The 25,894-nt window shown below is 65.6% G+C and carries 33 protein-coding genes, 3 tRNA genes and 1 pseudogene; 22 read left to right on the top strand and 15 right to left on the bottom strand.

Annotated features, from left to right (window positions below):
• Positions 1-7 precede the first annotated feature (7 nt).
• The 3 genes from B378_RS0114090 to B378_RS0114080 are packed head-to-tail and all read right to left on the bottom strand — an operon-like array spanning position 8 to position 2,161.
• Positions 8-1,513, bottom strand: coding sequence for a replication factor C large subunit (locus B378_RS0114090; protein WP_017344409.1), 1,506 nt, complete (start codon positions 1,511-1,513; stop codon positions 8-10).
• Between the two features lie 42 nt (positions 1,514-1,555).
• Positions 1,556-1,930 carry a PIN domain-containing protein gene (locus tag B378_RS0114085; RefSeq protein ID WP_017344408.1) on the bottom strand — a complete coding sequence of 125 codons (375 nt, stop codon included), beginning with the start codon at positions 1,928-1,930 and terminating at the stop codon, positions 1,556-1,558.
• Positions 1,931-2,161, bottom strand: a complete 231-nt coding sequence (locus B378_RS0114080) for an AbrB/MazE/SpoVT family DNA-binding domain-containing protein (protein WP_017344407.1) — start codon at positions 2,159-2,161, stop codon at positions 1,931-1,933.
• Positions 2,162-2,426: 265 nt separating this feature from the next.
• Here B378_RS0114080 and B378_RS0114075 point away from each other — a divergent pair, with 265 nt between their 5' ends.
• The 4 genes from B378_RS0114075 (at position 2,427) to B378_RS16865 (ending at position 6,029) form a co-directional block, all read left to right on the top strand.
• Positions 2,427-2,852, top strand: coding sequence for a type IV pilin (locus B378_RS0114075; protein WP_017344406.1), 426 nt, complete (start codon positions 2,427-2,429; stop codon positions 2,850-2,852).
• A 261-nt stretch (positions 2,853-3,113) separates the two neighbouring features.
• Complete coding sequence (locus B378_RS16875) at positions 3,114-3,668, top strand: hypothetical protein (protein WP_155118224.1); 555 nt, start codon at positions 3,114-3,116, stop codon at positions 3,666-3,668.
• A gap of 87 nt (positions 3,669-3,755) precedes the next feature.
• Positions 3,756-4,841: a hypothetical protein gene (locus B378_RS16870; protein ID WP_155118223.1), complete on the top strand. Its 1,086-nt coding sequence runs from the start codon at positions 3,756-3,758 to the stop codon at positions 4,839-4,841.
• 3 nt (positions 4,842-4,844) lie between these two features.
• Entirely contained in the window at positions 4,845-6,029 is a 1,185-nt protein-coding gene (locus B378_RS16865) for a hypothetical protein (protein WP_155118222.1), read from the top strand.
• 33 nt (positions 6,030-6,062) lie between these two features.
• Here the strand turns inward: B378_RS16865 and B378_RS17550 are convergent.
• From B378_RS17550 to B378_RS0114025, 9 genes and pseudogenes are all read right to left on the bottom strand, one after another.
• Positions 6,063-6,338: pseudogene (locus tag B378_RS17550) on the bottom strand (restriction endonuclease); the annotation flags it as partial.
• 85 nt (positions 6,339-6,423) lie between these two features.
• Positions 6,424-6,759, bottom strand: a complete 336-nt coding sequence (locus tag B378_RS0114060) for a DUF5615 family PIN-like protein (RefSeq protein WP_017344403.1) — start codon at positions 6,757-6,759, stop codon at positions 6,424-6,426.
• 4 nt (positions 6,760-6,763) lie between these two features.
• A complete protein-coding gene (locus B378_RS0114055) occupies positions 6,764-7,060 on the bottom strand; it encodes a DUF433 domain-containing protein (RefSeq protein WP_017344402.1) in 297 nt (98 codons plus the stop codon).
• A 225-nt stretch (positions 7,061-7,285) separates the two neighbouring features.
• Positions 7,286-7,356 (bottom strand) — tRNA-Pro (locus B378_RS0114050).
• Between the two features lie 46 nt (positions 7,357-7,402).
• Entirely contained in the window at positions 7,403-8,617 is a 1,215-nt protein-coding gene (locus tag B378_RS0114045; protein WP_017344401.1) for a succinylglutamate desuccinylase/aspartoacylase family protein, read from the bottom strand.
• A 23-nt stretch (positions 8,618-8,640) separates the two neighbouring features.
• Positions 8,641-9,621 (bottom strand): RNA-guided pseudouridylation complex pseudouridine synthase subunit Cbf5, encoded by a 981-nt coding sequence (locus B378_RS0114040; RefSeq protein ID WP_017344400.1) that lies wholly within the window; start codon positions 9,619-9,621, stop codon positions 8,641-8,643.
• A gap of 21 nt (positions 9,622-9,642) precedes the next feature.
• Positions 9,643-10,221, bottom strand: coding sequence for a (d)CMP kinase (gene cmk, locus B378_RS0114035; RefSeq protein WP_017344399.1), 579 nt, complete (start codon positions 10,219-10,221; stop codon positions 9,643-9,645).
• An 84-nt stretch (positions 10,222-10,305) separates the two neighbouring features.
• Positions 10,306-10,716, bottom strand: a complete 411-nt coding sequence (locus tag B378_RS0114030; RefSeq protein WP_017344398.1) for a hypothetical protein — start codon at positions 10,714-10,716, stop codon at positions 10,306-10,308.
• Positions 10,706-11,746, bottom strand: a complete 1,041-nt coding sequence (locus B378_RS0114025) for a zinc-binding dehydrogenase (protein ID WP_017344397.1) — start codon at positions 11,744-11,746, stop codon at positions 10,706-10,708. Before B378_RS0114025 ends, B378_RS0114030 begins: the two co-directional genes overlap by 11 nt.
• Positions 11,747-12,341: 595 nt before the next feature.
• Here B378_RS0114025 and B378_RS16860 point away from each other — a divergent pair.
• From B378_RS16860 to rpsB, 14 genes are all read left to right on the top strand, one after another.
• On the top strand, positions 12,342-12,887 hold the full coding sequence (locus B378_RS16860; RefSeq protein WP_155118221.1) for a hypothetical protein: 546 nt from the start codon (positions 12,342-12,344) through the stop codon (positions 12,885-12,887).
• Between the two features lie 294 nt (positions 12,888-13,181).
• Positions 13,182-13,267: transfer RNA gene (locus tag B378_RS0114020), tRNA-Ser, on the top strand.
• Between the two features lie 56 nt (positions 13,268-13,323).
• Complete coding sequence (locus B378_RS0114015; RefSeq protein WP_017344396.1) at positions 13,324-13,845, top strand: 30S ribosomal protein S13; 522 nt, start codon at positions 13,324-13,326, stop codon at positions 13,843-13,845.
• Complete coding sequence (locus tag B378_RS0114010) at positions 13,842-14,369, top strand: 30S ribosomal protein S4 (RefSeq protein ID WP_017344395.1); 528 nt, start codon at positions 13,842-13,844, stop codon at positions 14,367-14,369. The genes B378_RS0114015 and B378_RS0114010 overlap by 4 nt, the downstream gene beginning before the upstream one ends.
• Before the next feature lie 6 nt (positions 14,370-14,375).
• A complete protein-coding gene (locus B378_RS0114005) occupies positions 14,376-14,768 on the top strand; it encodes a 30S ribosomal protein S11 (RefSeq protein WP_004595254.1) in 393 nt (130 codons plus the stop codon).
• A 1-nt stretch (position 14,769) separates the two neighbouring features.
• Positions 14,770-15,522: a DNA-directed RNA polymerase subunit D gene (locus B378_RS0114000; protein ID WP_017344394.1), complete on the top strand. Its 753-nt coding sequence runs from the start codon at positions 14,770-14,772 to the stop codon at positions 15,520-15,522.
• A gap of 149 nt (positions 15,523-15,671) precedes the next feature.
• A tRNA-Leu gene (locus B378_RS0113995) sits at positions 15,672-15,756 on the top strand.
• Positions 15,757-15,795: 39 nt separating this feature from the next.
• On the top strand, positions 15,796-16,149 hold the full coding sequence (locus tag B378_RS0113990; RefSeq protein ID WP_004595256.1) for a 50S ribosomal protein L18e: 354 nt from the start codon (positions 15,796-15,798) through the stop codon (positions 16,147-16,149).
• Entirely contained in the window at positions 16,146-16,595 is a 450-nt protein-coding gene (locus B378_RS0113985) for a 50S ribosomal protein L13 (protein ID WP_017344393.1), read from the top strand. The genes B378_RS0113990 and B378_RS0113985 overlap by 4 nt, the downstream gene beginning before the upstream one ends.
• Positions 16,589-16,987 (top strand): 30S ribosomal protein S9, encoded by a 399-nt coding sequence (locus tag B378_RS0113980; protein ID WP_004595258.1) that lies wholly within the window; start codon positions 16,589-16,591, stop codon positions 16,985-16,987. The genes B378_RS0113985 and B378_RS0113980 overlap by 7 nt, the downstream gene beginning before the upstream one ends.
• A 12-nt stretch (positions 16,988-16,999) precedes the next feature.
• Positions 17,000-17,194: a DNA-directed RNA polymerase subunit N gene (locus B378_RS0113975; protein WP_017344392.1), complete on the top strand. Its 195-nt coding sequence runs from the start codon at positions 17,000-17,002 to the stop codon at positions 17,192-17,194.
• Between the two features lie 2 nt (positions 17,195-17,196).
• Positions 17,197-17,373, top strand: coding sequence for a DNA-directed RNA polymerase subunit K (locus tag B378_RS0113970; protein ID WP_004595260.1), 177 nt, complete (start codon positions 17,197-17,199; stop codon positions 17,371-17,373).
• Positions 17,373-18,575, top strand: coding sequence for a phosphopyruvate hydratase (gene eno / locus B378_RS0113965; protein WP_017344391.1), 1,203 nt, complete (start codon positions 17,373-17,375; stop codon positions 18,573-18,575). The genes B378_RS0113970 and eno overlap by 1 nt, the downstream gene beginning before the upstream one ends.
• A 16-nt stretch (positions 18,576-18,591) precedes the next feature.
• Complete coding sequence (rpsB, locus tag B378_RS0113960; RefSeq protein ID WP_017344390.1) at positions 18,592-19,419, top strand: 30S ribosomal protein S2; 828 nt, start codon at positions 18,592-18,594, stop codon at positions 19,417-19,419.
• An 81-nt stretch (positions 19,420-19,500) separates the two neighbouring features.
• On the opposite strand, the gene B378_RS0113955 is transcribed toward rpsB, so the two are convergent.
• Positions 19,501-19,851, bottom strand: a complete 351-nt coding sequence (locus B378_RS0113955; protein ID WP_017344389.1) for a DUF4870 domain-containing protein — start codon at positions 19,849-19,851, stop codon at positions 19,501-19,503.
• 142 nt (positions 19,852-19,993) lie between these two features.
• Positions 19,994-20,533, bottom strand: a complete 540-nt coding sequence (locus B378_RS0113950) for a mechanosensitive ion channel domain-containing protein (protein WP_017344388.1) — start codon at positions 20,531-20,533, stop codon at positions 19,994-19,996.
• Positions 20,534-20,658: 125 nt separating this feature from the next.
• Here B378_RS0113950 and mvk point away from each other — a divergent pair, with 125 nt between their 5' ends.
• The 4 genes from mvk (at position 20,659) to B378_RS0113930 (ending at position 23,932) form a co-directional block, all read left to right on the top strand.
• Positions 20,659-21,675, top strand: a complete 1,017-nt coding sequence (gene mvk, locus B378_RS0113945) for a mevalonate kinase (RefSeq protein WP_026046303.1) — start codon at positions 20,659-20,661, stop codon at positions 21,673-21,675.
• Entirely contained in the window at positions 21,672-22,475 is an 804-nt protein-coding gene (locus B378_RS0113940; protein ID WP_017344386.1) for an isopentenyl phosphate kinase, read from the top strand. Before mvk ends, B378_RS0113940 begins: the two co-directional genes overlap by 4 nt.
• 81 nt (positions 22,476-22,556) lie before the next feature.
• Positions 22,557-23,600, top strand: a complete 1,044-nt coding sequence (locus B378_RS0113935) for an Mrp/NBP35 family ATP-binding protein (protein ID WP_017344385.1) — start codon at positions 22,557-22,559, stop codon at positions 23,598-23,600.
• Positions 23,597-23,932 carry a hypothetical protein gene (locus B378_RS0113930; RefSeq protein ID WP_017344384.1) on the top strand — a complete coding sequence of 112 codons (336 nt, stop codon included), beginning with the start codon at positions 23,597-23,599 and terminating at the stop codon, positions 23,930-23,932. The genes B378_RS0113935 and B378_RS0113930 overlap by 4 nt, the downstream gene beginning before the upstream one ends.
• A 49-nt stretch (positions 23,933-23,981) precedes the next feature.
• Here the strand turns inward: B378_RS0113930 and B378_RS0113925 are convergent, their stop codons facing one another.
• The gene (locus B378_RS0113925) at positions 23,982-25,865 is read right to left on the bottom strand and encodes an aldehyde ferredoxin oxidoreductase family protein (protein WP_017344383.1); all 1,884 of its coding nucleotides are present in this window, start codon (positions 25,863-25,865) and stop codon (positions 23,982-23,984) included.
• Positions 25,866-25,894: the final 29 nt, after the last annotated feature.

Here is a 25,894-nt window from a genome sequence, read left to right as displayed (position 1 = left end):
GTGTAATTCACATAAAGTCGGTCAGCCCGGCCTGATCGTCGTCGTCTTCTCCGTCCGACGCGTCGGTCTCCGCGTCGGCGGCCTCCGCCGAGCCATCTCGGTCGTTCCCGGTAGCAGTCGCTTCGGAGCCGTCTCGGTCCGTCTCGTCAGTTGCGGCCGCGTCGTCTTCCTCGTCCTCCCGAGCCGCGCCGTCGAACGCGAAAGCGCCGTCGGCGTGCTCCTCGATCAGCTCGTCGCGGCGAGCCTGCGCGTCCTCGACGATAGAGGCGACCTTGTTCGTCGACTCGCCGGAGCCGGTGACGAAGGCGACGCCCGCCTCGTCGAGGTCGTACGCCGCCGCCATCGCGACGGTCAGCTCGCGGGGCTTACAGTGGTGGGTGACCGCTTGGAGGAACGGCAACACCTCGCGGCGAGCGGTCGCGACGCTACAGCCGCTCGCGGCCGCGATCTTGCCGACGACCTCGTCCGCGGTCGCGTCAGACGACGACCAGAACTGCGGGCGGCCGTACCGCGTCCACCCGCCCTTCTCGCCGTCGCGGGCGGCCGCGACGCCCGCGGCCGCGTTGTCGGTCGCGTAGCGCCAGTAGGAGTAGTTCTGCGTGGCGCGCACGCGGCCGAGCCAGACGTCCGCGTTCGCGAGGAAATCGTACGCGCGGACCGCCTCCGCCGGCTCGTACACGTCGAGGAGGTTGTTCTCGATCCAGCGCGAGAGGTCGTCCGGCGTCTCGTCGACGGCGTACGCGGACTGGAGCGCCTCCTCGGCGGACTCCTCCTTGAGGACCGCGTCGAGGAACGGGAACAGCCCGAGCGCCTTGTCGCGGTCACCGGTGACGACGTCCTCGACCGTGATCGAGTCGCGGCCCTGCGTCGCGGCCTGGAGGTCGTTGATCGCGCCGCGGAGGTCGCCGCGGTTGCCCTCCGCGATCCGCTGGAGCGCGTCCGACTCGAACTCGATCCCCTCCTTGCGGCAGACGTCGCGGAGGACCGGGACGATGGAGCGGGCGGAGACGTCGCGGAACTCGATCTCCTGCGTGGCGTTCCGGAGCCCGCGCGACATGTCGTAGAAGTCGTTGGCGATGAGCACGATGGGCTGGCCGGACTCCTTCACCAGCTTCGTGATCGCCGAGGCGCCGCCGCGGTCGTAGTTGCCGTGGATGTTGTCGGCCTCGTCTAAGATGACGAGCTGGCGCGAGGCGGTGTCGCCGCCGGCCGCGCCGCCGCCCGCCGCGCTCCCGCCGAGGGTGGCGTTGCGCGCGGCCCGCCCCGCGAAGCGCTCGATGACGTCGGCGGTGCGCTGGTCGGAGGCGTTGAGCTCGACGGTCTCCCACCCCATGTCGTTTGCGAGCGCGTGCGCCGCGCTCGTCTTCCCGACGCCCGGGCTGCCGTGGAGGACGACCGCCTCGCGGTGGTCGTCCCACGAGCGGGCCCACTCCGCGAACGCGTCGCGGGCCTTGTCGTTGCCGCGCACCTCGGAGAGCGTGCTCGGGCGGTACTTCTCCGTCCAGTCGGCCATTACCGGAGCAAGGAGCGAGCCGCGTTTAGTGGTTGCGGAGCGTCAGTCCACGTTCGGCTCCGTCAGGTCGATTCGCGGCGCGAAGCCGTCGTACGCCCTGTCGCTGGAGACGATCGGGTCCCCGTCCGATTCGACGAGATGGAGGGCGTCGAACGGCGTGAATCCGTGTTCCTCGACGTACGTCGCCGCCGCGACGACCGTGTCGACGTCGCCGCGGACCTCGACGAGATTCGCGGCGTTCGCGACGACTCGCTCCGTGTCTCGGTCCTCGCGGTAGGCGACTAAGAGCAGTTCGATGAGCGTGAACTGCGACGTCCACAGCTCGCTTCGACGGTCGCGGTACACCTCTTCGGCCGCCTCACCGAGCCAGTCCTCGTCTTTGATGAGCGCGAGGAGAAAGTCGGTCTCCGCGTACATTCAGCGCCCGGCCTCGTTGAACGCCGCCTCGCGTGCCTCCTCGCGAAGCTCGTCGGCCGTCTTCTCGACCCCCGCGAACTCGTCTCGAAGGGCGTCGAGGGGATCCTCCGCGACCGGGATCAGCTTGATCCCGTCGTGGACCTCGACGATGCGGTAGCGATCGCCGTAGCGCTCCCGCAACTCCTTCGGAAGCGTCATCCGGCCCCGATCGTCCAGCGTCGCCTCGGACATGCCCGAGTATAGTGTGGGTAGAAATAAAAACACACCCATTTTTTACGCCAGTGCCCATCGATGGATGTCAGCGGTCGTTCATCCGTCAGGTGTGTGGCCCCTACCGTTCAATTTTCGGCGCTGATATTCATGCCATTAAGTACATAAGCGCGGTCCTCATCTCTTTAGTTAGCCAGCAACCGATCGGAACGGACTTGGGAGCCACTTCGACCATGGCACACGAGGCTCCCACTCCCGTTTCTCGGTGAACCGCTGGGTTCAAACAATGAAACCACAGAACCAATCCAAATCGGACGACCGCGCGGTGAGCCCCGTTATCGGGGTCATCCTGATGGTCGCGATCACAGTCATCCTGGCCGCCGTCATCGGGACGTTCGTCCTCGGGCTCGGCGATCAGTTGGGCGACACCGCGCCGCAGGCGACCTTTACAATCGACGACAATAGCTCGCAAACGATCAACATAACCAAGACAGGCGGCCAGTCGCTTGAAGCGGGTGATCTAGTACTCTCCGTTGACGGTGAGAGAGTCAACACTTCCTTCCCGGGAGACACTTGGGAAACAGGCGAGCGGAAGGAGATTGGTAACGGAGATGGAGGTCTCAACGATTGGGATACCGGTGAGGCTACAGTTCGAATAATCCACGACCCGAGCGGAAACGCGATCTTCGAGCGGACGTGGGACTTCAGCTAATCGCGTAGCCCGGTTATCACTCCTGTCGTATTTTTGTTCCTGTTTAACACTAGCATTCAATAGCGTCGGTGTTGAACCGCTCGATCGTGCTGGTCGACATCGAACTCGTTGAGCGCGAAGACCGCGATATTGGGTCGGTCACGTGGAGATCTACTGGTCGATCATGACGTGGGGCCGGCTGTATCTGCGTGAGAAAGTCGATCCCGGACTCGACGTTCCTGATCCGGGTCTGCGGCCGACACCTGCTACGAGGCTGGGTGAGTGGGCGGGATTCTAATAATATTTCAGATCATGTTTGAAATTGTGTCTGAGGTGACTATCGGCCCTACAATTCAGCCGGTTACAGATCAACCAACCTCAGGATTTCCAGAATGGCTCAAAATAGCGGCAACGGTAGTTGGAAGTGGGTTTGGTGCTTATATTCTCCGACAGTGGTTTGAACGTGTCAAATTAAGAAGGGCTCTAAAATCAGAAATACGGCGAATGGAAGGACTGGAAGTATGTGCCAACTCAATGAGTGACAGAAAAAAGCCCTCTGCCAGTGTGGATATTGCTCCAAAAGAAGTTCCTCAGGAAGGTTCAATCCCTACAAGAGTCTACGAAAATAACCTTCAGAGGCTAGGCCTTCTTTCGCCAGAGAGTATAAACAAAATAGTGGAGTTTTATTCAGATGTGCTGCGGTACAAATCCACAATATCCAGAATACGAAAGGGAGAAGACGTGCCTGAACCCGACCAAAACGCCCTTTATGAGGACATAAACGACGTTGAGGAAACAAGACAAAATCTCTTTGGTAAGGACTGGTTGGAGGACTAGATTCACGACAGGGATAGCAGGTATTAAGATGGTAGAAGATAAGTGTCGCTACGAACGACAATCACGTCATAGTAGATTATTTACAATATGACAGAGTTGGATTTCTTAGATGTAAGCGGGCAAATATTTGCCTCTGAACAGAAGCTATTCAATTTCGTTGACGAGGAAGACAATCTTGAGGAAGTCGGTTCAAACGTCAATTTGATCGGTTCCGTTAATAATTACTCTACGAGATCAGAATTTTTCGACTCGATTGAAGGTAGTTTTGAGCGAATTTGGCAGGAGGATGAAGAGGATCTTGAGTTGTTAGCTGCCCATAGTGATGGCCAAGCAATCCCTTATTATGTGTACTACGACGATGACTTTCCCATATTCATAACTACAGCAAATATTTCTGACGAGATGCCAGATACGATAGAGAATTTCTTATCCACTGACGGCAACTTAGGTCGGTTCTGGATTTCTATGGAGGAAATGGATCGGATGAGAGCAAAGGTGGTTAGGCGGAATGACGATGTTATCATCCCGTTCTTTACTGGTCATCGATCTGCCTATTCAGATATTCCTTCAGATAAACGGGGAGATATCAAGCGAACAATGACGTATTGGGCAGAAGATGGAAGGGAGACATATAAAGAAATGAGGAAAAAGTATGGTATTCTCCCTACAAATATTCGATTTGAGCGGCCGGGTGAGTTCAAATTCGGTCTAAAACAAAAGGGGATTGTAAGCCATCAAAAAGGATCTATTTCAAACGCTTGGGATATTCTGAGCGGTGAAAAGGATCGCAAAAAGATGCTCAAGGACACAATCAATACTGGCGGTCCAAGCATATCTAAGAGCAATGTCTTTGAGGATCAAGATATTTCTGTCGCGAAGCCATGGGGAATTCAGTTACAGTCCAAGATAGACGAGCAAGCAATAAACACGTTCAAACTGCGACTGTCTGAAGATCGCTGGGATTTAGGGCTTTCTGAGTATCAAAAAGTAGGACCTTCCAGATTCTCAGCAGAGATCATCGATAACGAGATGTACGGCCGGACAGAGCTTGAGGGTACCAAAGAAGCGATTCAGGTATATCCGATAGATGGGAATGATATTGATCCACAGTTCCGTATTTACAATTTTGCGCAAGATCATTTTGATTCGGACTGTCAGCCAGCGAGGATTTAAACGATGGTCCGAGTATCTGATGTAGATTCTGACAACTACCTCGGGCGCCTAACAGACAACGATAAATCCCGATTTAAATCACAGTACAAGGATAACCGTGGTAATATCAATGATGAAGATGTTCTTGACCTTCTAAAGTCGGAATACCGATCAAATATACTACCAAAACAGAATGTATTTGAGGCTATTAAAAATGCGTTCCATTCCGACAATCCAGATGGTTTTAGGACTGAGTACGAACTTAGTTTCACAAACCCACTTTTTGAAATAGAAGAGAACCCGGCCGACATTCTCTTGACAGAAAGTAATCACCGGAGTGTCAACCTTTGTTTTATAGTTTGTGAGCCCAGCGGAGAGGACTATGTGTCATGGCCAAACAGGATCGGCGAGGTGAATGATATCGTCGTGGGGCACAAGGACTATATTCTAGATCAATTAGGTGCTGATGGAAAGAATATCAACCATATACAATATGTAACCGCCGTCCGGAAACAAGACTGTCGCGATATTGAATTTGAATATCTCTGGAAGGGGGTTCCGACCGGGCGAGGAACAGGCTATGCCCTCTGGAGTGTTGACGATGATTTTGCTGGAGAAAATAGCAAGGCAAAATCAGATGGGGGTAGTTCCGTTGATCCCCCAGTTCAGCTTACCGTAGAAGGAGGAGATATTATTCATTCCAAACTACAGGGTCCCGTAGAAGATGGTATAAATTATCTCCGAACCAAATATAAAGAGGTGTCTATTGCCCTAAGTTCACCGGATGTTGTCGCTCTTCAAGAGACTCTAATGAATCTAATAACCAAGCAGTATGGACCATCCGACCACCCTCGTGAATTTGATCGGTCTGATTTTCAAGATCAGTACGTTGATCTATGTGAGGTCGGCCCCTCCGGTGATAAGAAGCAAAATCTTCTGGAAGAAAAGGCAAATAAACTACTGGAATTAGCAAAGAAGTCGGATATATTGTACCACGGAGATCACAACCGAATTAATGGTAGCAACGACTTCCGAGTTCGGTACCAGGGGTCGGTAACAGAAGGATTAAAGAGTACTGTGAAATCAAAGATTCTGAAATCAAAGATCCCACAGAAAAAAGCGGAAATGGCGTATGAGAACACGAGAAACACATTTAGTCCAGAAGACAGTGTTCAAGCTAGAGCAGATAGTATTGACGGGTCTGACTAGCGTATTTGTTAGCGTATCGAGCGGCCTGCTCGCTTACTCGCTAACAGCCTCCTCAACGATCTTGATCTCTTCGTCGGTCAGCTCGTACAACTCATACACGAACTCGTCGATAAGCTGGTCCGTTCGTTCGATCTCCGCGTTGAGCTCCTCGGCGCGCTCTTTCGTCTCCAGATAGTTCTCCAAGTCGTCGGCCGCGTCGTCGACGTCGGGCAGTTCGATCGCCTTCAGCCGGTCGATCAGCGAGTTCGTCTTCGTCGCCGTCTCGCAGACGTTCGCGAAGCCGCCCGCCTCGTTGACAGCGATCGGAACTGATCTCGCGGCGCCGCCTCAGTCGCCAGCCAGTGCGCGCCGATCAGGTCCGTATCGACCTGATCGCGCGTTTCGATCACGAGTTTCAACCCCACTCGTTGAGGTTCACGATCGGAGGCAGGTCGGTCGGCTCCGGCACCAATTCAACCACCTCCGCGACGCGGTCGGCGATCGCGTAGGTGTCCAGCGTATCGTCGGCGTAGTAGAGCACCGGCACGTCGCCTCGCGTCTCCGCGTCGAGAAAATCGGTGTCGTGCGTGAGGACGGCGTAGCCGCCCTCACGAGCGAGCGCCGCGATCGACTCGTCGTCGACGCCCTCGGAAAGCGCCTCGTGGACGTGGTCCGCGGCGATGCCCTTTCCCCGGAGCGTCTCCGCGACCCGCGGACTCGTGTTCTCGTCGACGAGGACCCGATACTCCATCCAGTTACGCGCTCTCGTCGTCTTTCAGCTCCGACAGCGACACCGCTCCGGCCTCCCGCGCCGCGGCCTCGCGTTCCGCCCGCTGGCGCTCGACCGCCGCCATCTCGTCGGGGTGACTGTGGTAGTACTGAAGCGCGCCGTACACGTCTGCCACGTCGAGGTCGAGCTGCTCGGCCACCTCCTCCGCAGACTTTTCGGCCCCCTCGACGAGCCCCTGAATCCGCCGGACGGTCACGCGCCGCCCCTCGATATGCGGCTCGTCGTGAACTTCGGTCACGATCCGAACCGACGACTGTGCCATATCCACGCGTACCAGCCGAGAAAAGATAAAACGTCGCTCTAGCGGCCATCGCTGGCTTCAGCGAGTACTATTCGGTCTCTGTCAGAGATAGCATCACCACAGTACCGGCACTGCCGGTTTCGTCGGAACCGCCGATTTGGCGGTTCATAGCGCACCCCCGAATGCGGGTCTCGGGCGTTAGAAGGTGTTGAGACTGCCGATAATGCCAATCTGTAAAGAATTTCATGGGACCGCTGAGAGTCGAACTCAGGTCATACGGACCCCATCCGCATAGGATACCACTACCCCACGGTCCCTGACTACACGCTGAAAAACGACGGTCCGGTAATTAAGGACTTCGCTTCACTCCTCGTCGGCGTCCCGCGGGACCACGAGGTCGCCGTCGTCCCGCACCGCGAGGCTGCCGATCGGGTCGCCCTCGTAGACGGCCAGCCCCTCGCACCGACCGAGGACGTACCCGTCGCTGTCGGCGCGGACCGTCGCGCGCTCCTCGCCCGCGGCGTCAACCACGCTGGCGAGGACGTCGCCCTCGCCGAACGCGTCGCCGGCCGCGACGCGGTGCCGGACGACGCCGGAATCGTCGGTCGTCGGCCCGCGGAAACGCCGCACGGGGAAGTCGACGGGCGCGGGATCGACGCCGACGCCGAGCTCGGCGACCGACTCGGGCACGTCTCCGGGGGCCAGCAGCCCGAGCTCGACTGCGACGCCGAAGACGCCCGCGACGCCCGGCTTGAGGAGGGCGTCGTCGACGACGCTGTGCGCGCCTAACTCCGCCGTGAACGCCGGGATTCCAGCCTCGTTGAGCACGGCGCCCGCGGTCGAGCGCTGGAGGTTCTCCTCGACGTACTCGGCCGCCGGGTACTCCCGGACGACCGGGAGGCCGAACGCGTCGATCAGCCGGCCGAGCTCCGCGGAGAGCGCGGCCGCTTCGGACTCGTTCCGGCGGTCGCCGTAGAGGACGCGGTCGCGGATCGCGAAGGGCTCGCTGCCGACGCCGGCGGTGTGGCAGTCGATCAGCGCGTCCGCGGCCGCGTTCGTCCCGACCGTCTCGACGGCGAACTCGGTCGAATCGTCCGCGGGCTCGCCCGCGTCGTCTGGGGCCGCACCCGTGATCGCCGCGTACAGGCGGGCGTCGATCCGCTCTTGAAGCTTCGGCGGGCGTGCCGACTCCGCGTCGGCGTCCGGGAAGTGACGGTTCGGGTCCTCGTCGGCGTAGTACGTCTCCCGCGCGTTCCGCCGCAGTCCGGCGGGGGAGACCACGGGCACCGCGACGACCGCGCCCGCGAGGTCGGCGAGGCAGTCGCCGAGGGCCGCGACCGCGTCCTGAACGACCGCGACGCCCGTCGCCTCGTCGCCGTGGACGCCGCCCGTGAGCCACAGCGTGGGTCCGTCGCTGGCGCCGTTCGCGACGACGACCGGGAGCCGCTCCGCGCCTCCGGTCGGGAGCTCCGCGACGGGGAGCCGACCGCGATCGAGCGTCCCCGGCGTCGCGCTCGCGCTCCCGAGTGCTATTCGTCCGTCCTCGTCCGCGGCCCCGCCTTCGTCCGACTCGTCCATACTCGAACCCGGGGCTGGCGGAATTATAAAAGAACGCGCTCTAAGTCGACGACCGTCCCGCCGTCGGCGTCCGGATCGCCGACGACGCGCCCGAGACAGACCGCGACGCCGTCGGGCGTGAAACACGCGACGAGCGGCGGGTCGTCGTCGCCGTCGCGGACCGGCCGGGTGGCGTCCTCGTCGACGTCGATCACGCCGGGCGCGTAGACGGGCGCGCCGGTCGCGACGCTGCGCGCGGCGGACCGCGCGATCGTCACCGCGGGGAGGTGCGTCAGGGCGTCCTCGGCCGGCCGGACCACCTCGCGGAGGAGCGCGTCGTCGCCGTCCTCGGCCCACGCGAGGGCGTCCACGAGGTCTTGGAGCGTGTGGAGGTCGCGGTCGTCGAACGGGTCGGTGGCGGTCCGGCGGAGGTGGCCCATGTGCGCGCCGACCCCCGTCGCGAGCCCGACGTCGTGACACAGCTTCCGGACGTACGTCCCCGACTCGCATCGGATCCGGAGGAGGGCCTGCCGGCCGTCGACCTCCAGCACGTCGAGGTCGTGGATCGTCCGCGTGCGGAGCCGGCGGCTCACGGCGCTCTTCCGCGGCGGCTTCTGGTAGATCTCGCTCTCGAACTCGGCGACGACCTCCCGGAAGTCGGCCGGAGCCGAACCGTGGAGCTCCAGCACCGCGACGTACTCCTTGGTTCCCTCCAGAAACACCTGCGCCATGCGCGTCGCGTCGCCGGTCAGGGTGGGAAGGCAGCCGGTGACCTTCGGGTCGAGCGTGCCCGAGTGGGCGACGCCGCCGGTGGGTGGGCCCTCGGGGTCGAGCGCCGCGAGCGTCTCGTCGACCGCGTCGCGCACCCACGCGGACACCTGATGCGAGGAGGGGCCGGCGGGTTTGTCGAGGTTGACGACGCCGAACCGGAGGAGCTCCGGCACCGAACGCTCACCGGGCGGGGCTCTGAGGGGGTCCTCACCGTCGGCGGAAGCGTCGGCGTCAGCGTCGGGAGCGTCTGTCATGCGGGTCGGTGGTCGGTGGATTCAGAAGTCGTAGACGACGCCCTCGACGGGCGCTTTCCCCTCGTCGTCCTCGGGGTCGTACGCCTCGACGGTGGCGACGAGAACGTCGAGGAACTTCTCGGGGCCCCAGCGGGCAGTGTTGTACGCGGCGTCGTAGATCGACAGGTCCTCGATGTCGATGTTGTAGTACTCCTCGTACCGCTTGCGCTCGGAGGCCTCGCGGCGCTCCGTCTCCGTTCGCGCGCGGTCGACGTCCTTCGATTCGCGCTCCGCGATCCGCTCCGCGCGGACCGACAGCGGCGCGTCGAACCAGAACCGGAAGTCCGCGTGGTCGGCCGCAAGCCACCCCGCGAGCCGCGATTCGAGGACGACGTCGTCGCGCTCGACGGCGATCTCGCGGAGCCGACGGTCGAGGTCGCGGTCGATCTGCGGGTCCTCCTCGGCGAACTCGTTGAACTCGACGGGCGTCATGTCGCGTTCGGCCGCCATCTCGCGGAAGATGTCGCCGCCGGAGACGTGCCCGAGACCGAGCGCGTCCGCCAGCTGGACGGCGTTAGTGCTCTTCCCGCTGCCGGGCGGGCCGGAGACGGTGATCAACATATCACCACTGCGCGGGTGTCGTTCAAAACGGTTGTCGTTCGCCGGCGCGACACGGCGATCTGACGGAGGCGACGCCGGCCGCGGTCAGGGCTCGTCGTCGGCCGTCGCGGCCGTCATCGACCAGACAGCGACGAGGCCGAGGAGGAGCGCGGGGACGAGCGGGAGCGCGAGATACGTCGCGAAGAAAGGGAGTCCGAACCAGCCCGCGGCGTACGGGTAGACGTAGATGATCCCCGGGATGACGAGCGCGCAGACGAATATCGCCGCCGTCAGCGCCCACCCCTTTCGACCGAAGCCGTCGGCGGCGGGTTCGTCGGCGTCGACCGTCGGGCCTCCCGAGCCGTCGCCGCCGCTGTCGGTCGCGTCGGCACCGTCGTCGGTGTCAGGGACGTGGACGTAGCCGCCGTCGGTGGTGCCGTCGCCGGTGGTGTTCGCGGCGACGTCCGCGTCGCGGGCGGACGCATCGTCGGCGGCCGCGTCGGTCTCAGAGCTCACTGTCGGGTTTAAACACCACTTTGCCAAAGCCCTCACGGTTCTCGATCATCTCGTGTGCGCGTGCGGCCTCGCTCATCGGGAGGACCTCGCGGACGCGCGGTTCGAAGGTGCCGTCCCAGACGAGGTCCAGGACCTCGTCGACCTCTCCCGGCGTCGCCATCGTCGAGCCGAGGATCGAGAGCTGGTTCCAGAAGATGCGGTTGAGCCCGGCGCCCGGGTTCGGTCCGGTGGTCGCGCCGCAGGTGACGAGCCGGCCGCCCTTCGCCATCGACTTCAGCGAGTTCGGGTAGGTGGCCTCGCCGACGTGGTCGACGACGACGTCGACGCCGCGCTTGCCGGTGAGCGCGTCGATCTCTTCCGCGAAGTCGTTCGCCTCGTAATCGATGACGTGGTCGGCGCCGCAGTCCTCGGCGTGCGAGAGCTTCGCTTCGGTGGAGGCGGTCGCGAACACCTCACAGCCGGCGTGGTCGGCGATCTGGACCGCGGCGTGGCCGACGCCGCCGGAGGCGCCGAGGACGAGCACCTTCTCGCCGGCCTCGATGTCGGCGCGCGTCTGGAGCATGCGCCACGCGGTCTGGAAGACGAGCGACGCGGAGCCCGCGACCTCCCAGTCGACGCCGGACGGGACCGGGACGAGGTTCTCGGCGGGAACCGCCGCTTTCTCGGCGTGGACGCCGCGGACGTGCTCGCCGATGATGTGGAAGGAGACGCACAGCGACTCCTCGCCGTTCCGGCAGAATTCGCAGTTTCCGCAGGAGACGCCCGCGCTCACGGCGACGTGGTCGCCCGGCTCGAACCGCGTCACGCCCTCGCCGACGGCCTCGACGATGCCCGCCGCGTCGCTGCCCGGAATGTGCGGCATCTCCAGGTCGATGCCGGGCATCCCGCGTCGGGTCCAGATGTCGAGGTGGTTGAGCGCGCCGGCCTTCACATCGACGAGCACCTCGCCGCGGTCGGGCTCGGGGTCGGGGAACTCGCCGTACTCGATCACGTCGCGGTCGCCGTGGTCGGCGAACTGAACGGCTTGCATACGCGGACCCTCCCGCGGGACCCACTAAACAGTACGCCTCACGGAAACAGTTCGCCTCGCGGAAACGGACGGCGCGCCTCGACGGCAGCGATTATTTATAAATAACAGTGCGGTGGCGCGTGCCGGCGAGCGGCCGCCCTCGGCGGCCGCGAGTCGCACGCGCGAGGGAGTCGGGCGCTCCGAGGGCGACCGAAGGGAGCCCGAAGGACGCGCCCGACGAGGTTGGGGAGGCGTGAGGCTGCGGTGCGGTCGCGGTCGGGTGGGACTCAAAGGGGCAGTCGCGAGGCGGGCGCAGGCGAAGTAAGGACCGCAAGAAGCGAGCGAAGCGAGCGACTGAGGACCGCAGCGAGCGTGCGCCCGCCTCGCGGCTGGGGCTTTGGAGGCCTCCACAACCAATCCGCGGTTTACTATTTATAAACAATGGCTGGAACTTTGGAGAACTTCCATTTATGTTATATCTGAAACATATACTCTATTAGAATTCTCAGGCGGTCAGTATAGTCGAGATACTAAGCGTTCAATGTAGTCGGGAGTTCGAATTTAGAACTGATGTTGGAAAAATGTAAAGTAAGCGCTCATGAATTGGTAGTCTCGTATGGTACAAAAGCAAACGAGAGATCACGAAGGTATCGTCTTTGAATGTCAGAATGAACCCGCTGTCGCAGATGACCAACGAACGAGATTAACAGTTAATGGAATTGCTGCGATTGATTGGAACACAGGCTGGAGTTGGGATATAACCGGAGTAAAATCAGACAGTAAGAATCAGGCGAAACGAGCGTTCGAACTGACGAAACAATTGGATGCGTATGGGGGATACGGCATAGTGTATACTGAAGGTTTCAATGACATCGCAATCGGTCGTGTGACGCCCAACTGTATTTACTATGATAAAGTTCGAACTGGCCCCGGAAATGATGACCTGAAGAAGTTCAAGACGATTCGGTTCGACGAGTGGGCCGTGATGGAAGGTGACGAATTTAGGCAGGATTTCGGTGATGTTCATCAGGCGTTTTTGAATCAGGAAGGCAGCCTACATCCAAGCCACATCAAGACGATGGAAACCTTAGAGAATATAACTGCCGTAACTGAGGCATTCTGCCGGCTAGATCTTGAAGGACGACTTCAAACGAGAAAATAAATTTGTTCGGTAAATAGACAACTCTCAGCGACCAGCTGTTTCAAGAGGAAATTTGTCTGAAGAATCAAATTTAAACAGAGCCGAAAAATATGGCTTAATTGGGCCTCTTCGACAGATTCTTCGCCTCCTTCGCGACCCCGTCGCCCCCAAATACTCCCGACGCGACGACCGTGCGAGACCCCCACAGCGACCCGGCCGTTTCGTGATGTTTAAGTACCGAAAGCGGGAGCATACGAACGCACGAACTGCAGGGGCGTCGGGCCCCGAGTCCGAGAGGGCGATGATACAACGCGGGTTGCGGTAGCCAAGCCTGGCCCAAGGCGCAGGGTTGCTAACTCTGTGGCGTCACTGCCTCCGGGGTTCGAATCCCCGCCGCAACGCTCGAACGGACGAGTACCGCCGGATTCGCGCCGGTAGGGCTCACCACAACCAACACATGAGCACGGAAGAATCACAGGACGACTCGCCGGAGGAGGAGGAAGACCTCCAGTACTTCGTTCGGATCGGGGGCGCGGACCTCGACGGGACGAAGACGGTCGAGCGAAGCCTGTCCGAACTCGACGGCATCGGCACGCGCACGGCGCGGCTGGTCGCCGAGAAGGCCGACGTGGACCGAAACGCCACGTTCGGGCTCCTCGACGAGGATGACATCGACGCGGTGGTCGACATCGCCGAGAACCTCGAAGACCACGTCCCGTCGTGGATGACGAACCGACAGAACGACTTCTTCAGCGGAGAGACGACGCACCTCGTCGGCACGGACGTCGACGAGAAGCGCCGTCACGACATCAACCGCATGAAGATCATCGAATCGTACAAGGGCGTGCGCCACAAGCGCGGGCAGAAGGTCCGCGGCCAGCGCACCAAGTCCACGGGTCGCTCGGAGGGGACCATCGGGGTCAACGTCGAGGAGATCCGCGAGGAGATGGCCGACGAAGAAGCGGGTGACGAGGAATGAGCACCGGCAAGAACACTAAGGGCTACGAGACGCCGAACCACCCGTACCAGGGCGAGCGCATCGCCGAGGAGTCCGACCTCCTCTCGCGGTACGGCCTGAAGAACAAAGAGGAGTTCTGGCGCGCCCAGTCCGAGCTGCGCAACATGCGTCGGGAGGCCCGACGCCTGCTCGGCGAGGCGCAGGGTGACGTCGAGGCCGCCCAGGACGCCGGCGCGGAGTTCGTTACCCGACTCCGCCGCATCGGCATCCTCGGCGACAACGACGACATCTCGGCGGTCCTGTCGCTCGACGTGACCGACTTACTGGAGCGTCGCCTCCAGACGGTCGTCTACCGACAGGGCTTCGCCTCCTCGACCCAGCAGGCCCGCCAGTTCATCGTCCACGGCCACATCACCGTCGACGGCGCCCGCGTCACGCGCCCGTCGGTGAAGGTAGACGTCGACGACGAGGGCGCCATCGCCTTCGACGAGACGAGCCCGCTCGCGGACGATCTCCACCCCGAGCGCGCGGAGTCACAGGAGTAACCAACCATGAGTGAATCCGAAGACGGAGGAAAGTGGGGCATCGCCCACGTGTACGCGTCGTTCAACAACACGCTCATCACGGTCACCGACGAGACGGGCGCCGAGACGATCGCCAAGTCGTCCGGCGGCACCGTGGTGAAGCAGAACCGCGACGAGGCGTCGCCGTACGCCGCCATGCAGATGGCGGAGGTCGTCGCCGAGCGCGTCAAGGACGCCGGCCTGGAGGGCGTACACGTTCGCGTGCGCGGCCCCGGCGGCAACCTCAACAAGTCCACCGGCCCCGGTGCGCAGGCGACGATTCGCGCGCTTTCGCGTGCGGGCGTCGAGATCGGGCGCATCGAGGACGTCACGCCGATCCCGCACGACGGGACGAAGGCGCCGAAGAACAAGCGAGTCTGACATGACCGAAGACGAATTCGACGTCCAGTACGTCGAACGGGACGATCGCAGCGCGCGGGTGCTGATCCGCGGGCTCACGCCGGCGTTCGCCAACGGCATCCGCCGCGCGATGATCGCCGACGTCCCGACGTTCTCGATCGACACCGTCCGGTTCGTCGAGAACTCCTCGGTCATGTTCGACGAGATGATCGGCCTACGTCTGGGGCTCGTGCCCCTGACGACGCCGCTCGACGACTTCGAACTCGGCGACGAGGTCACTCTCGCGCTCGACGTCGAAGGCCCGGCGACGGCGTACTCCGGCGACATCGAGAGCAGCGACCCGCTCGTCGAGGTCGCCGACGACAACGTCCCGATCATCGAGCTGAAGGAGGGACAGCGGTTGGAGTTCGAGGCCGACGCGGTCCTCGACACCGGCAAGGAGCACGCCAAACACCAGGGCGGCGTCTCCGTCGGCTACCGCCACCTCCAGCGCGTCTCGGTCGAGGGCGACCGCGGCGAGTTCGACGACGACGAGCCGAACATCCTCCGCGGCGTCATCGAGACGCCCGACGGAGAGATCGAGCTCACCGACGAGTTCGACAACGACCTCTCGGAACGGTTCCCCGGGAAGGAGGTCGCGGTCGAGGACGTCCCCGGAGCCTTCGTCTTCCACATCGAGACGGACGGCTCGTTCGACGTCGAGGAACTGCTGCTCCGCGCCATCGACACCATCGAGGAGCGCGCGGACGAACTACAGACGAAAGTCGCAGTATAAGGAAATGACGGCCCTTCGAACCAACCCCCTGACCGTCGCCCCCGCAGACAGCCGCGGCGCCGCTCCGACCGACGGAGCGCCCGCGACCGACCGCGGGGACGCCGGGACCGAAAGTGGTTTGAAGGGAGCCGGAATACGGTGGAGTGCACGCAGGGATAGCCAAGTCAGGCCAACGGCGCAGCGTTCAGGGCGCTGTCCTGTAGAGGTCCGCAGGTTCAAATCCTGCTCCCTGCACTCCGTTTTCCACGAACTCTCCACTCAGGAGGGACAGCTATGAGTAGCAAGACGAATCCGAAACTACAGAACCTCATCGCCGATCTGAAGTCGGTCTCGCGCGACTCCGGTGCCAACGTGTGGCAGGACGTCGCCGACCGATTAGAGAAGCCACGGCGCACGCACGCTGAGGTCAACCTGGGCCGTATCGAACGATACGCGCAGGAAGACGAGACGGTCGTCGTCCCCGGCAAGGTGCTGGGCAGCGGTGTGCTCGAAACGAACGTCACCGTCGCCGCCGTCGACTTCTCCGGGACCGCCCGGACGAAGATCGACCAGGCCGGCGAGGCGGTGACGCTGGAACAGTACGTCGAACAGAACCCCGAAGGAAGCAACGTGCGGGTGATCCGATGAGTCTCGCAAAGATAGACGCGGACGTCGTCGTCGACGCCCGCGACTGCATCCTCGGTCGCGTCTCCTCCGAGGTCGCGCAGCGCGTCCTCGCCGGGGAGACCGTCGCCGTCGTCAACGCCGAGCGCGCCGTCATCACCGGCAACGAGGAGGCGACGATGGAGACGTACCACAAGCGCGCGGAGCTCGGCTCGGACAGCGGGCCCTACTACCCCAAGCGTCCGGACCGGATCTTCAAGCGCGCCATCCGCGGCATGCTGCCGTACAAGTCGGAGGACGGCCGCGAGGCGTTCTCGAACGTACGCGTGTACGTCGGGAACCCCTACGAGCGCGACGAGGACGTCGACAGCGTCGTCCTCGACGGCACCTCGCTCGACCGCCTCTCGAACATCAAATTCACCACGCTCGGGGAGATCTCCGAGTCTCTGGGAGCCAACGTCACATGGTAACGAACACCTCAGGCAAGAAGAAGACGGCCGTCGCCCGCGCCACCGTGCGCGAGGGCGAGGGCCGCGTGCGCATCAACTCCCAGCCAGTCGAGCTGGTCGAACCGGAGCAGGCGCGGCTCAAGATGTTAGAGCCGTTCCGCATCGCCGGCGAGGAGCTCCGCGACGGCGTCGACATCGACATCGACGTCGAGGGTGGCGGCTTCAGCGGCCAGGCGGACGCGACGCGGACCGCCATCGCCCGCGGCCTCGTCCAGCACCTCGGCGACGCCGAGCTGCGCGACGCGTACATGAACTTCGACCGCACCCTGCTGGTCAACGACGTGCGCCAGTCCGAACCCAAGAAGTGGGGCGGACCCGGTGCGCGCGCTCGCTACCAGAAGTCCTACCGCTGAGGTGATCCAGTCATGATGATCCCCGTCCGGTGTTTCACGTGCGGCAACGTCGTGGGTGAGCACTGGGAAGAGTTCAAAGAGCGGGCTCGCGAGGGCGACGAGGACCCCGGCAAAGTCCTCGACGACCTCGGGGTCGACCGGCACTGCTGCCGGCGCATGCTGGTGAGCCACCGCGACCTCGTCGACGTCGTCTCGCCGTACCAGTAACCATGTCAGAACAGCGATACAATCGATACGAGAAGGCACGCATCCTCGGCGCGCGAGCGCTGCAGGTGTCCTACGGGGCGCCCGTGCTGATCGACACGGACCAGACGGAGCCGATCCTCGTCGCCGCGGAGGAGTACGACGCGGGCGCGCTCCCGTTCACGGTCCGGAGGGAGAGCTGATGACGCGGATCACCAGCGTCTCGCTGCGTCGCGTGCTCGACTCGCGGGGGAACCCGACGGTCGAGGCCGACGTGCTCACCGAGTCCGGCGGCTTCGGCCGCGGGGCGGCCCCCAGCGGGGCCTCGACGGGCGAGTACGAGGCGATCGAACTGCCCGCGAGCGAGTCGATCGCGAAGGCCCGCGAACACGCGGTGCCGCGCCTCGAGGGCATCTACGCGGGCGACCAGCGCGCGGTCGACAACGCGCTGCGCGCCGCCGACGGCACGGACGACTTCTCCGCCATCGGCGCCAACAGCGCGGTCGCCATCTCGATGGCGGCGGCGAAGGCGGCCGCCGACGTGCTGGGCGCGCCGCTGTACCAGCACCTCGGCGGCGCGTTCCGCGGCGAGAGCTTCCCCATTCCGCTCGGCAACGTCGTCGGCGGGGGGGAGCACGCCAAGGAGGCGACCCACATTCAGGAGTTCCTCGCGGCGCCGGTGGGCGCGCCCAGCGTCTCGGAGGCCGTCTTCGCGAACGCCGCGGTCCACGCGGCGGTCGCGGACGTGCTCGACGAGCGCGGCGTGCCCGCGGCGAAGGGCGACGAGGGCGCGTGGGCGCCCCCGATCTCGGACGCCGACGCGTTCGAGGTCGTCGACGAGGCGGTCGACCGCGTCGAGGACGAGGTGGGCTTCGAGATCCGCTTCGGGCTCGACATGGCCGCCGCCGAGCTGTACGACGACGACCGAGAGGCGTACGTGTACGGCGACGAGACGAAGTCGGCCGACGAGCAGATCGAGTACGTCGCCGGCCTCGTCGACGAGTACGACCTCGCGTACGTCGAGGACCCGCTCGACGAGAACGACTACGCGGCGTTCGCGGAGCTGACCGACCGGGTGGGCGACCGGACGCTGATCTGCGGCGACGACCTGTTCGTCACCAACGTCGAGCGGCTCCAAGACGGGATCGACGCGGGCGCGGCCAACAGCATCCTGATCAAGCCGAACCAGATCGGGACGCTGTCGGACGCGTTCGACGCCGTCGAGCTCGCCGCCCGCAACGGCTACGAGACGGTCATCTCCCACCGCTCGGGCGAGACCGAGGACACCACCATCGCACACCTCGCCGTGGCGACCGACGCCGGCTACATCAAGACCGGCACGGTCGGCGGCGAGCGCACCGCCAAGCTGAACGAACTGGTCCGCATCGCGGACGACGCGGTATGACGGACCGACACCACGCATGAGCGAAGACAACGACGCGGTCGAACTCGACGACGACGCGGAGACCGAGGCGGTCGACGCGGGGGTCGAGGAGGAGGCCGACACGACCGAGGAACCGACCGCCGACGCGGGAGCCGAGGGGGCGTCCGCCGACGCCGAAACTGGGGCGTCCGCCGACGCCGAACCCGAAGCATCCGCCGACGCCGAGAGCGAGGCCGACGAGGAGGAGGGCTCCCCGTTCGACGATGACGTCATGCCCGACGACGACGTCGACCTGCTGATCCCCGTCGAGGACTACCTCTCCGCCGGTGTCCACATCGGGACCCAGCAGAAGACGAAGGACATGGAGCGGTTCATCCACCGTGTCCGCGACGACGGGCTGTACGTCCTCGACGTGAGCCTTACCGACGAGCGGATCCGCACGGCCGCGGACTTCCTCGCGAACTACAACCCCGAGCAGATCCTGGTCACGTCCTCGCGGCAGTACGGCCGGTTCCCGGCCGAGAAGTTCGCGGACGCCATCGGCGCCCGGGCCCGCACCGGGCGCTTCATCCCGGGCACGCTGACGAACCCCGACTACGCCGGCTACATCGAGCCGGACGTCGTCGTGGTAACCGACCCGATCGGCGACGCGCAGGCCGTCAAGGAGGCCATCACCGTCGGCATCCCGGTGATCGCGATGTGCGACTCCAACAACCAGCTGTCGAACGTCGACCTCGTCATCCCGACGAACAACAAGGGTCGACGCGCGCTGTCGGTCGTCTACTGGCTCCTCGCCAACGAGACGCTCGACCGCCGCGGCGCCGACACGGTGTTCGCCCTCGAGGACTTCGAGGACGAACTCTAACGCGGTCGTTTTCCGAGTTCACTTTCGTTTCGCCTCTCTCACCGACGAGCCGTCGGTACCGCGATTCGGAGGGCGGTGCGCTCAGACGATATCCGGCGTGTAGGGGTACGAGTACACCTGTCCGTCGTTTGCCTTCACCGTGGCGATGAGCACCAGAACCAGGTCGACGATCCCGATGATCGGGAACAGCAGGAGCCCGATGAACACGAAGCTCAGGACGGCGGCGAGCATGAGCGCGGCGAAGATCACTATCTGGAAGTTCAGCGAGTTCTTCGCGTTCTGCTTGACGAGTTCGTCGTCGTCGTCCGCGAGGACCAGAAACAGGATTGGTCCGAGGAACGACGCGAAAAGCGCCGACGCGTGCGCCAAGGCTGCTAGCGTCGTGTCGCCATCGACGCGCCCGCCGCCGGTCTCGGTTGCGGTGGTAGACATAACGGGAATGAGAATTCGGAGCGGATTGATAAGCTTTGGGAGGACGGGTCGGTTCCGGGTCCCGGTCGTCCGCCTCTACCCGCGTTCAGCCGGCCGACGACGGCTCGTCGACGGCCGTCGCATCTTCTGCGCCGGCCGCCGCCTACTCAGGCACGTCGTGTGTCCACCGCGGCTCGATCTCGCGGTTCGCCATCACGATCCGGTCGCCGTTGTCCGCGTCGATCCGCGTCTTCCGGAGTTCGATGGCGGCGACGGTGCCGGTGACGCCCTTGGCCTCGACGCGGTAGCCGACGTTGAAATCCGGGTCGCGGAGGAGGTAGACGCCCGCGACGGTGTCCTCGATCATCTCGGAGAGCGCGTAGGAGACGCCTAAGGCGATGAAGCCGACGGCGGTGCCCAGACTCGCCGCGATGTCGCCCATCCCGACGACCTTCAGGAAGGTGAGCGCGACGCCGAACCACAGGAAGATGGCGACGAGCGTGACGATGAGGTCGCCCACCAGTTCACGATCGCCGACGTACAGCCGCTCTATCGACGACCGGACCAGCGCGAGGACGACCCGCACCGTCGCGTACGCCAACGCGAGGAAGATCGCCCCCGAGAGCAGCCGCGGGATCGCGACGGCCAGCCCCTCGACGAAGTTCGTGAACGACTGTCGCAGAAGCGACGGGAGCGCGGTCATGGCGCGCACGAGGGGGGCCGGTAGTGAAAAGCTGGCGGGGGCGGAGCCGTTCGCCGTTCCGGTTCCCGCCGCTCGCCCCGCCCACAAGCGCAACGCCTGTAAGCGCGCGGGGAGAGGGAGTTCGTATGACCGTTTGCGAAGCGCCGGGGAAGGTGTACCTCTTCGGCGAACACGCCGTCGTCTACGGCGAGCCGGCGGTGCCGGCGGCCATCGAGCGACGCGCGACGGTGACCGCCGAGCCGCGCGAGGACGACCACGTGCGCGTCGAGGCCGAGGACCTCTCCTTGGACGGGTTCACGGTGGAGTACGCCGGGGGTACCGGCGACCGCCCGGACGTCGACGTGCCGACCCCGCTCGTCGAGGCCGCGATGGGGTACGTCGACGCGGCCGTCGAGCAGGCGAGGGACGCCGCCGGCGCGCCCGACGCCGGCTTCGACATCACCGTCGAGAGCGACATCCCGCTGGGCGCGGGGCTGGGGTCGTCCGCGGCCGTGGTCGTGGCCGGTATCGACGCCGCGACGCGCGCGCTCGGCGAGCCGCTGGACCGCCGGGAGCTCGCCGACCGGGCGTACCAAGCCGAGTTCGAGGTCCAGGACGGACAGGCCTCCAGGGCCGACACCTTCTGCTCGACGATGGGCGGCGCGGTGCGCGTCGAGGGCGACGACTGCGAGCCGATCGACGCCCCGAACCTGCCGTTCGTCGTCGGCTTCGACGGCGGCGCCGGCGACACCGGCGAGCTGGTCGCCGGCGTCCGCGCGCTGCGCGAGGAACACGGGTTCGCCGCGGACACGGTCGAATCGATCGGCGACCTCGTCCGAACGGGCGAGGACCTCCTCGCGGACGCGGACCCTGATACGCCTCCGACGCCCGATCTGCTCGCGGAGCTCGGCGAGCTGATGGACTTCAACCACGGGCTGCTCGCCGCGCTCGGCGTCTCCGGCCGGTCGCTCGACGCGATGGTGTGGGCCGCGCGGGACGCTGGCGCGCACGGTGCGAAGCTCACGGGCGCGGGCGGCGGCGGCTGCATCGTCGCGCTCGACGAGAGCGACGCGACGGAGACCGCGCTGTCCTTCACGCAGGGCTGCGAGGAGGCGTTCCGCGCCGAGCTGGCGACCGAGGGCGTCCGGGTGGTGAAGCCGTGACGGGCGACGCGGCCGATCTCGACGCCGACCCCGCTGACGACGCCACACCCCCCGTCGTCCTCAAGCTCGGCGGGAGCCTGATCACCGAGAAGGACAGCCCCGAGACGCTCGACGACGCGGCGCTCGACGCGGCCTGCGACGCGGTCGCCGACGCGCTCGCGGCGGGCGAGGTCGACCGGCTCGTCGTCGTCCACGGCGGCGGGAGCTTCGGGCACCACCACGCCAGCGAACACGGGGTCTCGACGACCGACGGGACGCGCGACGCGGACGCGGTGGCCGCGGTCCACGGCGCGATGAAGCGGCTGAACGCGCAGGTGCTGGAGCGGCTGCGCGAGCGGGGCGTGCCCGCGGTGCCCGTCCACCCGCTGTCGCTCGCTGCGCGGCCCGAAGGAGCGGACGGCGGGCTCGACCTCCCGCTCGGGTCGACGGCGACGCTGCTCGGGGAGGGGTTCGTCCCGGTTCTCCACGGCGACGGCGTGGCGACGGCGGGCGACGGGGTGACGGTCGTCTCGGGCGACGAGCTGGTCGTCGAACTCGCCGCGGGGGTCGGCGCGCGACGCGTGGGCGTCTGCTCGACGGTCCCCGGCGTCTTCGACGGCGAGGGGGACGTGATCGCCGAGATCGACGACTTCGACGCGGTCGCGGACGCGCTCGGCGCGAGCGACGCCACCGATGTCTCCGGCGGCATGGCCGCGAAGGTACGCGAGCTGCTCGCGCTCGACGCGCCGGCGTACGTGTTCGGCGCGGACGGGCTGGCGCCGTTCCTGCGCGGCGAGGGCGCCGGAACCCGAATCGACTGATCGGGGGACCGCGGACGCGTCGGGAACGGTGGGGCGCCCGGGTACAGAACCCTTATTCGACCCACGGCCCTCCCCTCGGACATGAACGAATCGGACGTGCGGGAGCGGCTCGCGGACGTGCGGGACCCCGACCTCGGCGACGACATCGTCTCGCTCGGCTTGGTGAACGACATCGAGGTCGACGAGGGCACGGGGACGGTCCGGGTGTCGCTCGCGCTCGGCGCCCCCTTCTCGCCGAACGAGTCGGCCGTCGCGGACGACGTGCGCGAGGCGCTCGCGGACACCGGCCTCGACGTGGAGCTGTCGGCGTCGATTCCGGACGATCTCTCGACGGACGAACAGGTCCTCCCCGGTGTCCAGAACGTGATCGCGGTCGCCTCCGGCAAGGGAGGCGTCGGGAAGTCGACCGTGGCGGTGAACCTCGCCGCCGGGCTCTCCCAGCTCGGCGCGCGCGTCGGCCTGTTCGACGCCGACGTGTACGGGCCGAACGTGCCGCGGATGGTGTCGGCCGAGGAGCGCCCCGAGACCGACGGCGAGACGATCGTGCCTCCCGAGCGGTTCGGCGTGAAGCTGATGAGCATGGACTTCCTCACCGGCGAGGACGACCCGGTCATCTGGCGCGGCCCGATGGTCCATAAGATCATCACGCAGCTGGTCGAGGACGTGGAGTGGGGGGAGCTCGACTACCTCGTGATGGACCTCCCGCCGGGGACCGGCGACACGCAGCTCACCATCCTCCAGACGCTCCCGCTGACGGGCGCCGTCATCGTCACGACCCCGCAGGAGGTCGCGCTCGACGACGCGGTGAAAGGGCTCCGCATGTTCGGCAAACACGACACGAACGTCCTCGGCATCGCCGAGAACATGGCCGGCTTCCGCTGTCCCGACTGCGGCGGCTTCCACGAGATATTCGGCTCCGGGGGAGGGAAGGCGCTCGCGCAGGAGCACGACCTCCCGTTCCTCGGCGGGATCCCGCTCGACCCCGAGGTGCGCACCGGCGGCGACGACGGCGAGCCCGTCGTCTTAGAGGACGGCGAGACCGCGGACGCGTTCAAGGTGCTCGTCGAGAACGTCGCGAACAACGCCGGCGTCGTCCGCCGCCGGGGGGTGAGCGAGGGGCGATGACCGACGCGGACGACGAGGCCGGCGAGTCCGGGCGCGCGGAGAGCGCCGACGGCGACGAGCGCGAGGACCCCCTCGCGGCCGCGGGCGTCGACCCCGTCGTCCCGGAGGACGCGTCGGACGCGGAGTTCCCGGTGGACGACGAGGTCCGGGAGTTCCTCCGCGACGTGGCCGAGGACGTGCGAGGCGACAGCTCGGAGAGCAAGCAGCTCTCGGCGGTCCTCTACCGCGTCTCGGACCTGTACGACGAGGGGGAGGAGACGTCGCCCGAGGAGATATACCTCAACGTGCGCCACATCATGCGGATCAAGTCAGAGGGCGGACTGCGCCGCTGAGGCGCTCGGAGGCGGACTCCGGGCAGCTCTCCGTCGCTGCGGTCTGCGGTCAGCCGTCGGACTCGGCCGGCGCGGCGGGGTCGATAGCGCGCCCGTCCAGCGGGGTCGCGTCGTCGACGACGTCCGCGAGGCCGAGCCGGCCGAGGCTCTCCGGCGTCGGGAGCCCGCGGTCGCCCCACCCGCGCGCCGCGTAGTACCGGTCGAGCAGGCGGTCGAACGCGTCGGCGTCGACGCCGGGCGTGCCGTCGGCCGCGGACGTGCGAAGCGGCTCGGGGAGCGCGTCGTCCGCGCGGTCGAACCCCTCGCGTGCGTTGAACAGCCGCGTGAGTGTCCAGATCCGCTCGCCGGTCGTCGCGAGCGCGTCGACCGGATCGCCCGGCGTGGCGGTGCCGGTCTCGTCCTCGGTGCCGCCGCGGTCGACGCCGGCGACCGCAGGATGGTCGACCGCCGCGAGCCACTCCGCGCCGAGGTCGGTCCAAGCCGCCTCGCCGACGAAGTCGTCGACGACCAGACTCCACAGCACGGAGCGCGCGTTCTGCTCGCCGACCACGTCGCGCACCCGGTCGGCGGGAGACCGGTCCGGGCGGGCGAGGGGCTCGGTGTCCTGCGGCCGCGCGCGGCGGTGGCACGCGCCGCGGTCGCTCGTCGCGTACGCGAGCGCGACGCCGACAGCCGCCCGCGGGTCGAAGCCGGGCAGCGCCATCGACTTCACCGTCGGCACGAGGTCCGCGCCGCCGAACCGGTCGACCGCGGCGTCGACCCCGTCGGCGAGCGCGTCCGGCAGGTCCGGGTCGACGTCGAGGTCCGGCGGGGTCTCGCGGGCCGCGATCGCTTCCAAGAGTCGCTCTGCGCCGTCGGCGTCCCCGAACGAGACCGGACAGTCAACGATCCCCGCCTCCCCGGCGCGGACCGCCCACGCGACCGCGTTGCCGGCGCCGATCACGTCGAGGCCGAGTCGGTCGCAGACGCCGCAGAGCTCGACGACGCGGTCGAAGTCGTCGATCCCGAGCCCGGCCCCGAGCGTGATCGGCGCCGCGCCGCGCGGGACCACCTCGCCGTCGGGCGTGTCGATCCGGAAGCCGCCGGGGACGGTCTGATCCTCGCCCTCGCGCCCGGTCGCGCGCTCCAGCGCGGCCTCGACGCCGATGTCGTCGGCGCCGTCGAAGCCGATCTCCGTCCACCCCTCCGCGGCGAGGATCCCGACTTCGTCCGCGTAGTCGACCGTCTCGACCGTCTCGCCGGCGGCCTGCCACTCGCCGGTCGGGTCGCGGCCGTAGGCCGCCGCGTCGCGGTCGCGGAGCGCGGCGAGGTCGTCCGGGACCGCCGGCGGGGGGTCGCGGGCGACGACCGTCTTCAGCCGCTTCGATCCCATCACGGCGCCGGCGCCGCCGCGGCCCGCGTGGTGGGCGCCGCCGTCGCTCGCGACCGTCGCGTACGCCGCCTCGCGCTCGCCCGCCGGGCCGACGCAGGCGACGCCGGCGTCCGGGAACCGGTCGGCCGTCTCGGCGGCGTCGTCGCCCCACGCGTCGCTCGGTTCGATCCGCACGCGGCCGCTCTCGACCTCGATCCGGACTGGTCGGTCGGCGGCGCCCGTCACGAGCAGCCCGAGGCAGTCGTCGAGCGACCCCGCGAGCCGGTCGGCGAACTCGCCGCCCGCGTACGAGTCGAGGAAACCGCCGGTGAGCGGGGACTTCGTCACCGCGGCGTAGCGCGTCTCGCCGGGGAGGTAGCCCGCGAGCGGCCCGACGAGGAGCGCGAGGAGGTTCTCGGGCCCCGTCGGGTCCGTTCCCGGCGACAGCTCCTCGTAGAGGTAGCGCGCCCCGAGCCCCTTCCCGCCGACGTAGTCGCGTCGCCAGTCGCGGGGGACGCGCTCGCGGGCGGTCTCACCCGTCGAGAGGTCGACGCGGAGGACGTGGGTACGGCGCCGACTCATTTGGATGCCCTGCGCGGCGAGGACGTATC

The organism is Halorubrum sp. T3 (assembly GCF_000296615.1).
Lineage (GTDB): Archaea > Halobacteriota > Halobacteria > Halobacteriales > Haloferacaceae > Halorubrum > Halorubrum ruber.
This window is presented reverse-complemented; position numbering and strand designations above follow the sequence as displayed.

Bases quoted from the DNA above. Each gene is read 5' to 3' on its own strand.
- B378_RS0114090 (WP_017344409.1), bottom strand. From the start codon at position 1,513: ATGGCCGACTGGACGGAGAAGTACCGCCCGAGCACGCTCTCCGAGGTG.
- B378_RS0114085 (WP_017344408.1), bottom strand. From the start codon at position 1,930: ATGTACGCGGAGACCGACTTTCTCCTCGCGCTCATCAAAGACGAGGAC.
- B378_RS0114080 (WP_017344407.1), bottom strand. From the start codon at position 2,161: ATGTCCGAGGCGACGCTGGACGATCGGGGCCGGATGACGCTTCCGAAG.
- B378_RS0114075 (WP_017344406.1), top strand. From the start codon at position 2,427: ATGAAACCACAGAACCAATCCAAATCGGACGACCGCGCGGTGAGCCCC.
- B378_RS16870 (WP_155118223.1), top strand. From the start codon at position 3,756: ATGACAGAGTTGGATTTCTTAGATGTAAGCGGGCAAATATTTGCCTCT.
- B378_RS16865 (WP_155118222.1), top strand. From the start codon at position 4,845: ATGGTCCGAGTATCTGATGTAGATTCTGACAACTACCTCGGGCGCCTA.
- B378_RS0114060 (WP_017344403.1), bottom strand. From the start codon at position 6,759: ATGGAGTATCGGGTCCTCGTCGACGAGAACACGAGTCCGCGGGTCGCG.
- B378_RS0114055 (WP_017344402.1), bottom strand. From the start codon at position 7,060: ATGGCACAGTCGTCGGTTCGGATCGTGACCGAAGTTCACGACGAGCCG.
- B378_RS0114045 (WP_017344401.1), bottom strand. From the start codon at position 8,617: ATGGACGAGTCGGACGAAGGCGGGGCCGCGGACGAGGACGGACGAATA.
- B378_RS0114040 (WP_017344400.1), bottom strand. From the start codon at position 9,621: ATGACAGACGCTCCCGACGCTGACGCCGACGCTTCCGCCGACGGTGAG.
- cmk (WP_017344399.1), bottom strand. From the start codon at position 10,221: ATGTTGATCACCGTCTCCGGCCCGCCCGGCAGCGGGAAGAGCACTAAC.
- B378_RS0114025 (WP_017344397.1), bottom strand. From the start codon at position 11,746: ATGCAAGCCGTTCAGTTCGCCGACCACGGCGACCGCGACGTGATCGAG.
- B378_RS16860 (WP_155118221.1), top strand. From the start codon at position 12,342: ATGGTACAAAAGCAAACGAGAGATCACGAAGGTATCGTCTTTGAATGT.
- B378_RS0114015 (WP_017344396.1), top strand. From the start codon at position 13,324: ATGAGCACGGAAGAATCACAGGACGACTCGCCGGAGGAGGAGGAAGAC.
- B378_RS0114010 (WP_017344395.1), top strand. From the start codon at position 13,842: ATGAGCACCGGCAAGAACACTAAGGGCTACGAGACGCCGAACCACCCG.
- B378_RS0114005 (WP_004595254.1), top strand. From the start codon at position 14,376: ATGAGTGAATCCGAAGACGGAGGAAAGTGGGGCATCGCCCACGTGTAC.
- B378_RS0114000 (WP_017344394.1), top strand. From the start codon at position 14,770: ATGACCGAAGACGAATTCGACGTCCAGTACGTCGAACGGGACGATCGC.
- B378_RS0113990 (WP_004595256.1), top strand. From the start codon at position 15,796: ATGAGTAGCAAGACGAATCCGAAACTACAGAACCTCATCGCCGATCTG.
- B378_RS0113985 (WP_017344393.1), top strand. From the start codon at position 16,146: ATGAGTCTCGCAAAGATAGACGCGGACGTCGTCGTCGACGCCCGCGAC.
- B378_RS0113980 (WP_004595258.1), top strand. From the start codon at position 16,589: ATGGTAACGAACACCTCAGGCAAGAAGAAGACGGCCGTCGCCCGCGCC.
- B378_RS0113975 (WP_017344392.1), top strand. From the start codon at position 17,000: ATGATGATCCCCGTCCGGTGTTTCACGTGCGGCAACGTCGTGGGTGAG.
- B378_RS0113970 (WP_004595260.1), top strand. From the start codon at position 17,197: ATGTCAGAACAGCGATACAATCGATACGAGAAGGCACGCATCCTCGGC.
- eno (WP_017344391.1), top strand. From the start codon at position 17,373: ATGACGCGGATCACCAGCGTCTCGCTGCGTCGCGTGCTCGACTCGCGG.
- rpsB (WP_017344390.1), top strand. From the start codon at position 18,592: ATGAGCGAAGACAACGACGCGGTCGAACTCGACGACGACGCGGAGACC.
- B378_RS0113955 (WP_017344389.1), bottom strand. From the start codon at position 19,851: ATGTCTACCACCGCAACCGAGACCGGCGGCGGGCGCGTCGATGGCGAC.
- B378_RS0113950 (WP_017344388.1), bottom strand. From the start codon at position 20,533: ATGACCGCGCTCCCGTCGCTTCTGCGACAGTCGTTCACGAACTTCGTC.
- mvk (WP_026046303.1), top strand. From the start codon at position 20,659: ATGACCGTTTGCGAAGCGCCGGGGAAGGTGTACCTCTTCGGCGAACAC.
- B378_RS0113935 (WP_017344385.1), top strand. From the start codon at position 22,557: ATGAACGAATCGGACGTGCGGGAGCGGCTCGCGGACGTGCGGGACCCC.
- B378_RS0113930 (WP_017344384.1), top strand. From the start codon at position 23,597: ATGACCGACGCGGACGACGAGGCCGGCGAGTCCGGGCGCGCGGAGAGC.
- B378_RS0113925 (WP_017344383.1), bottom strand. From the start codon at position 25,865: ATGAGTCGGCGCCGTACCCACGTCCTCCGCGTCGACCTCTCGACGGGT.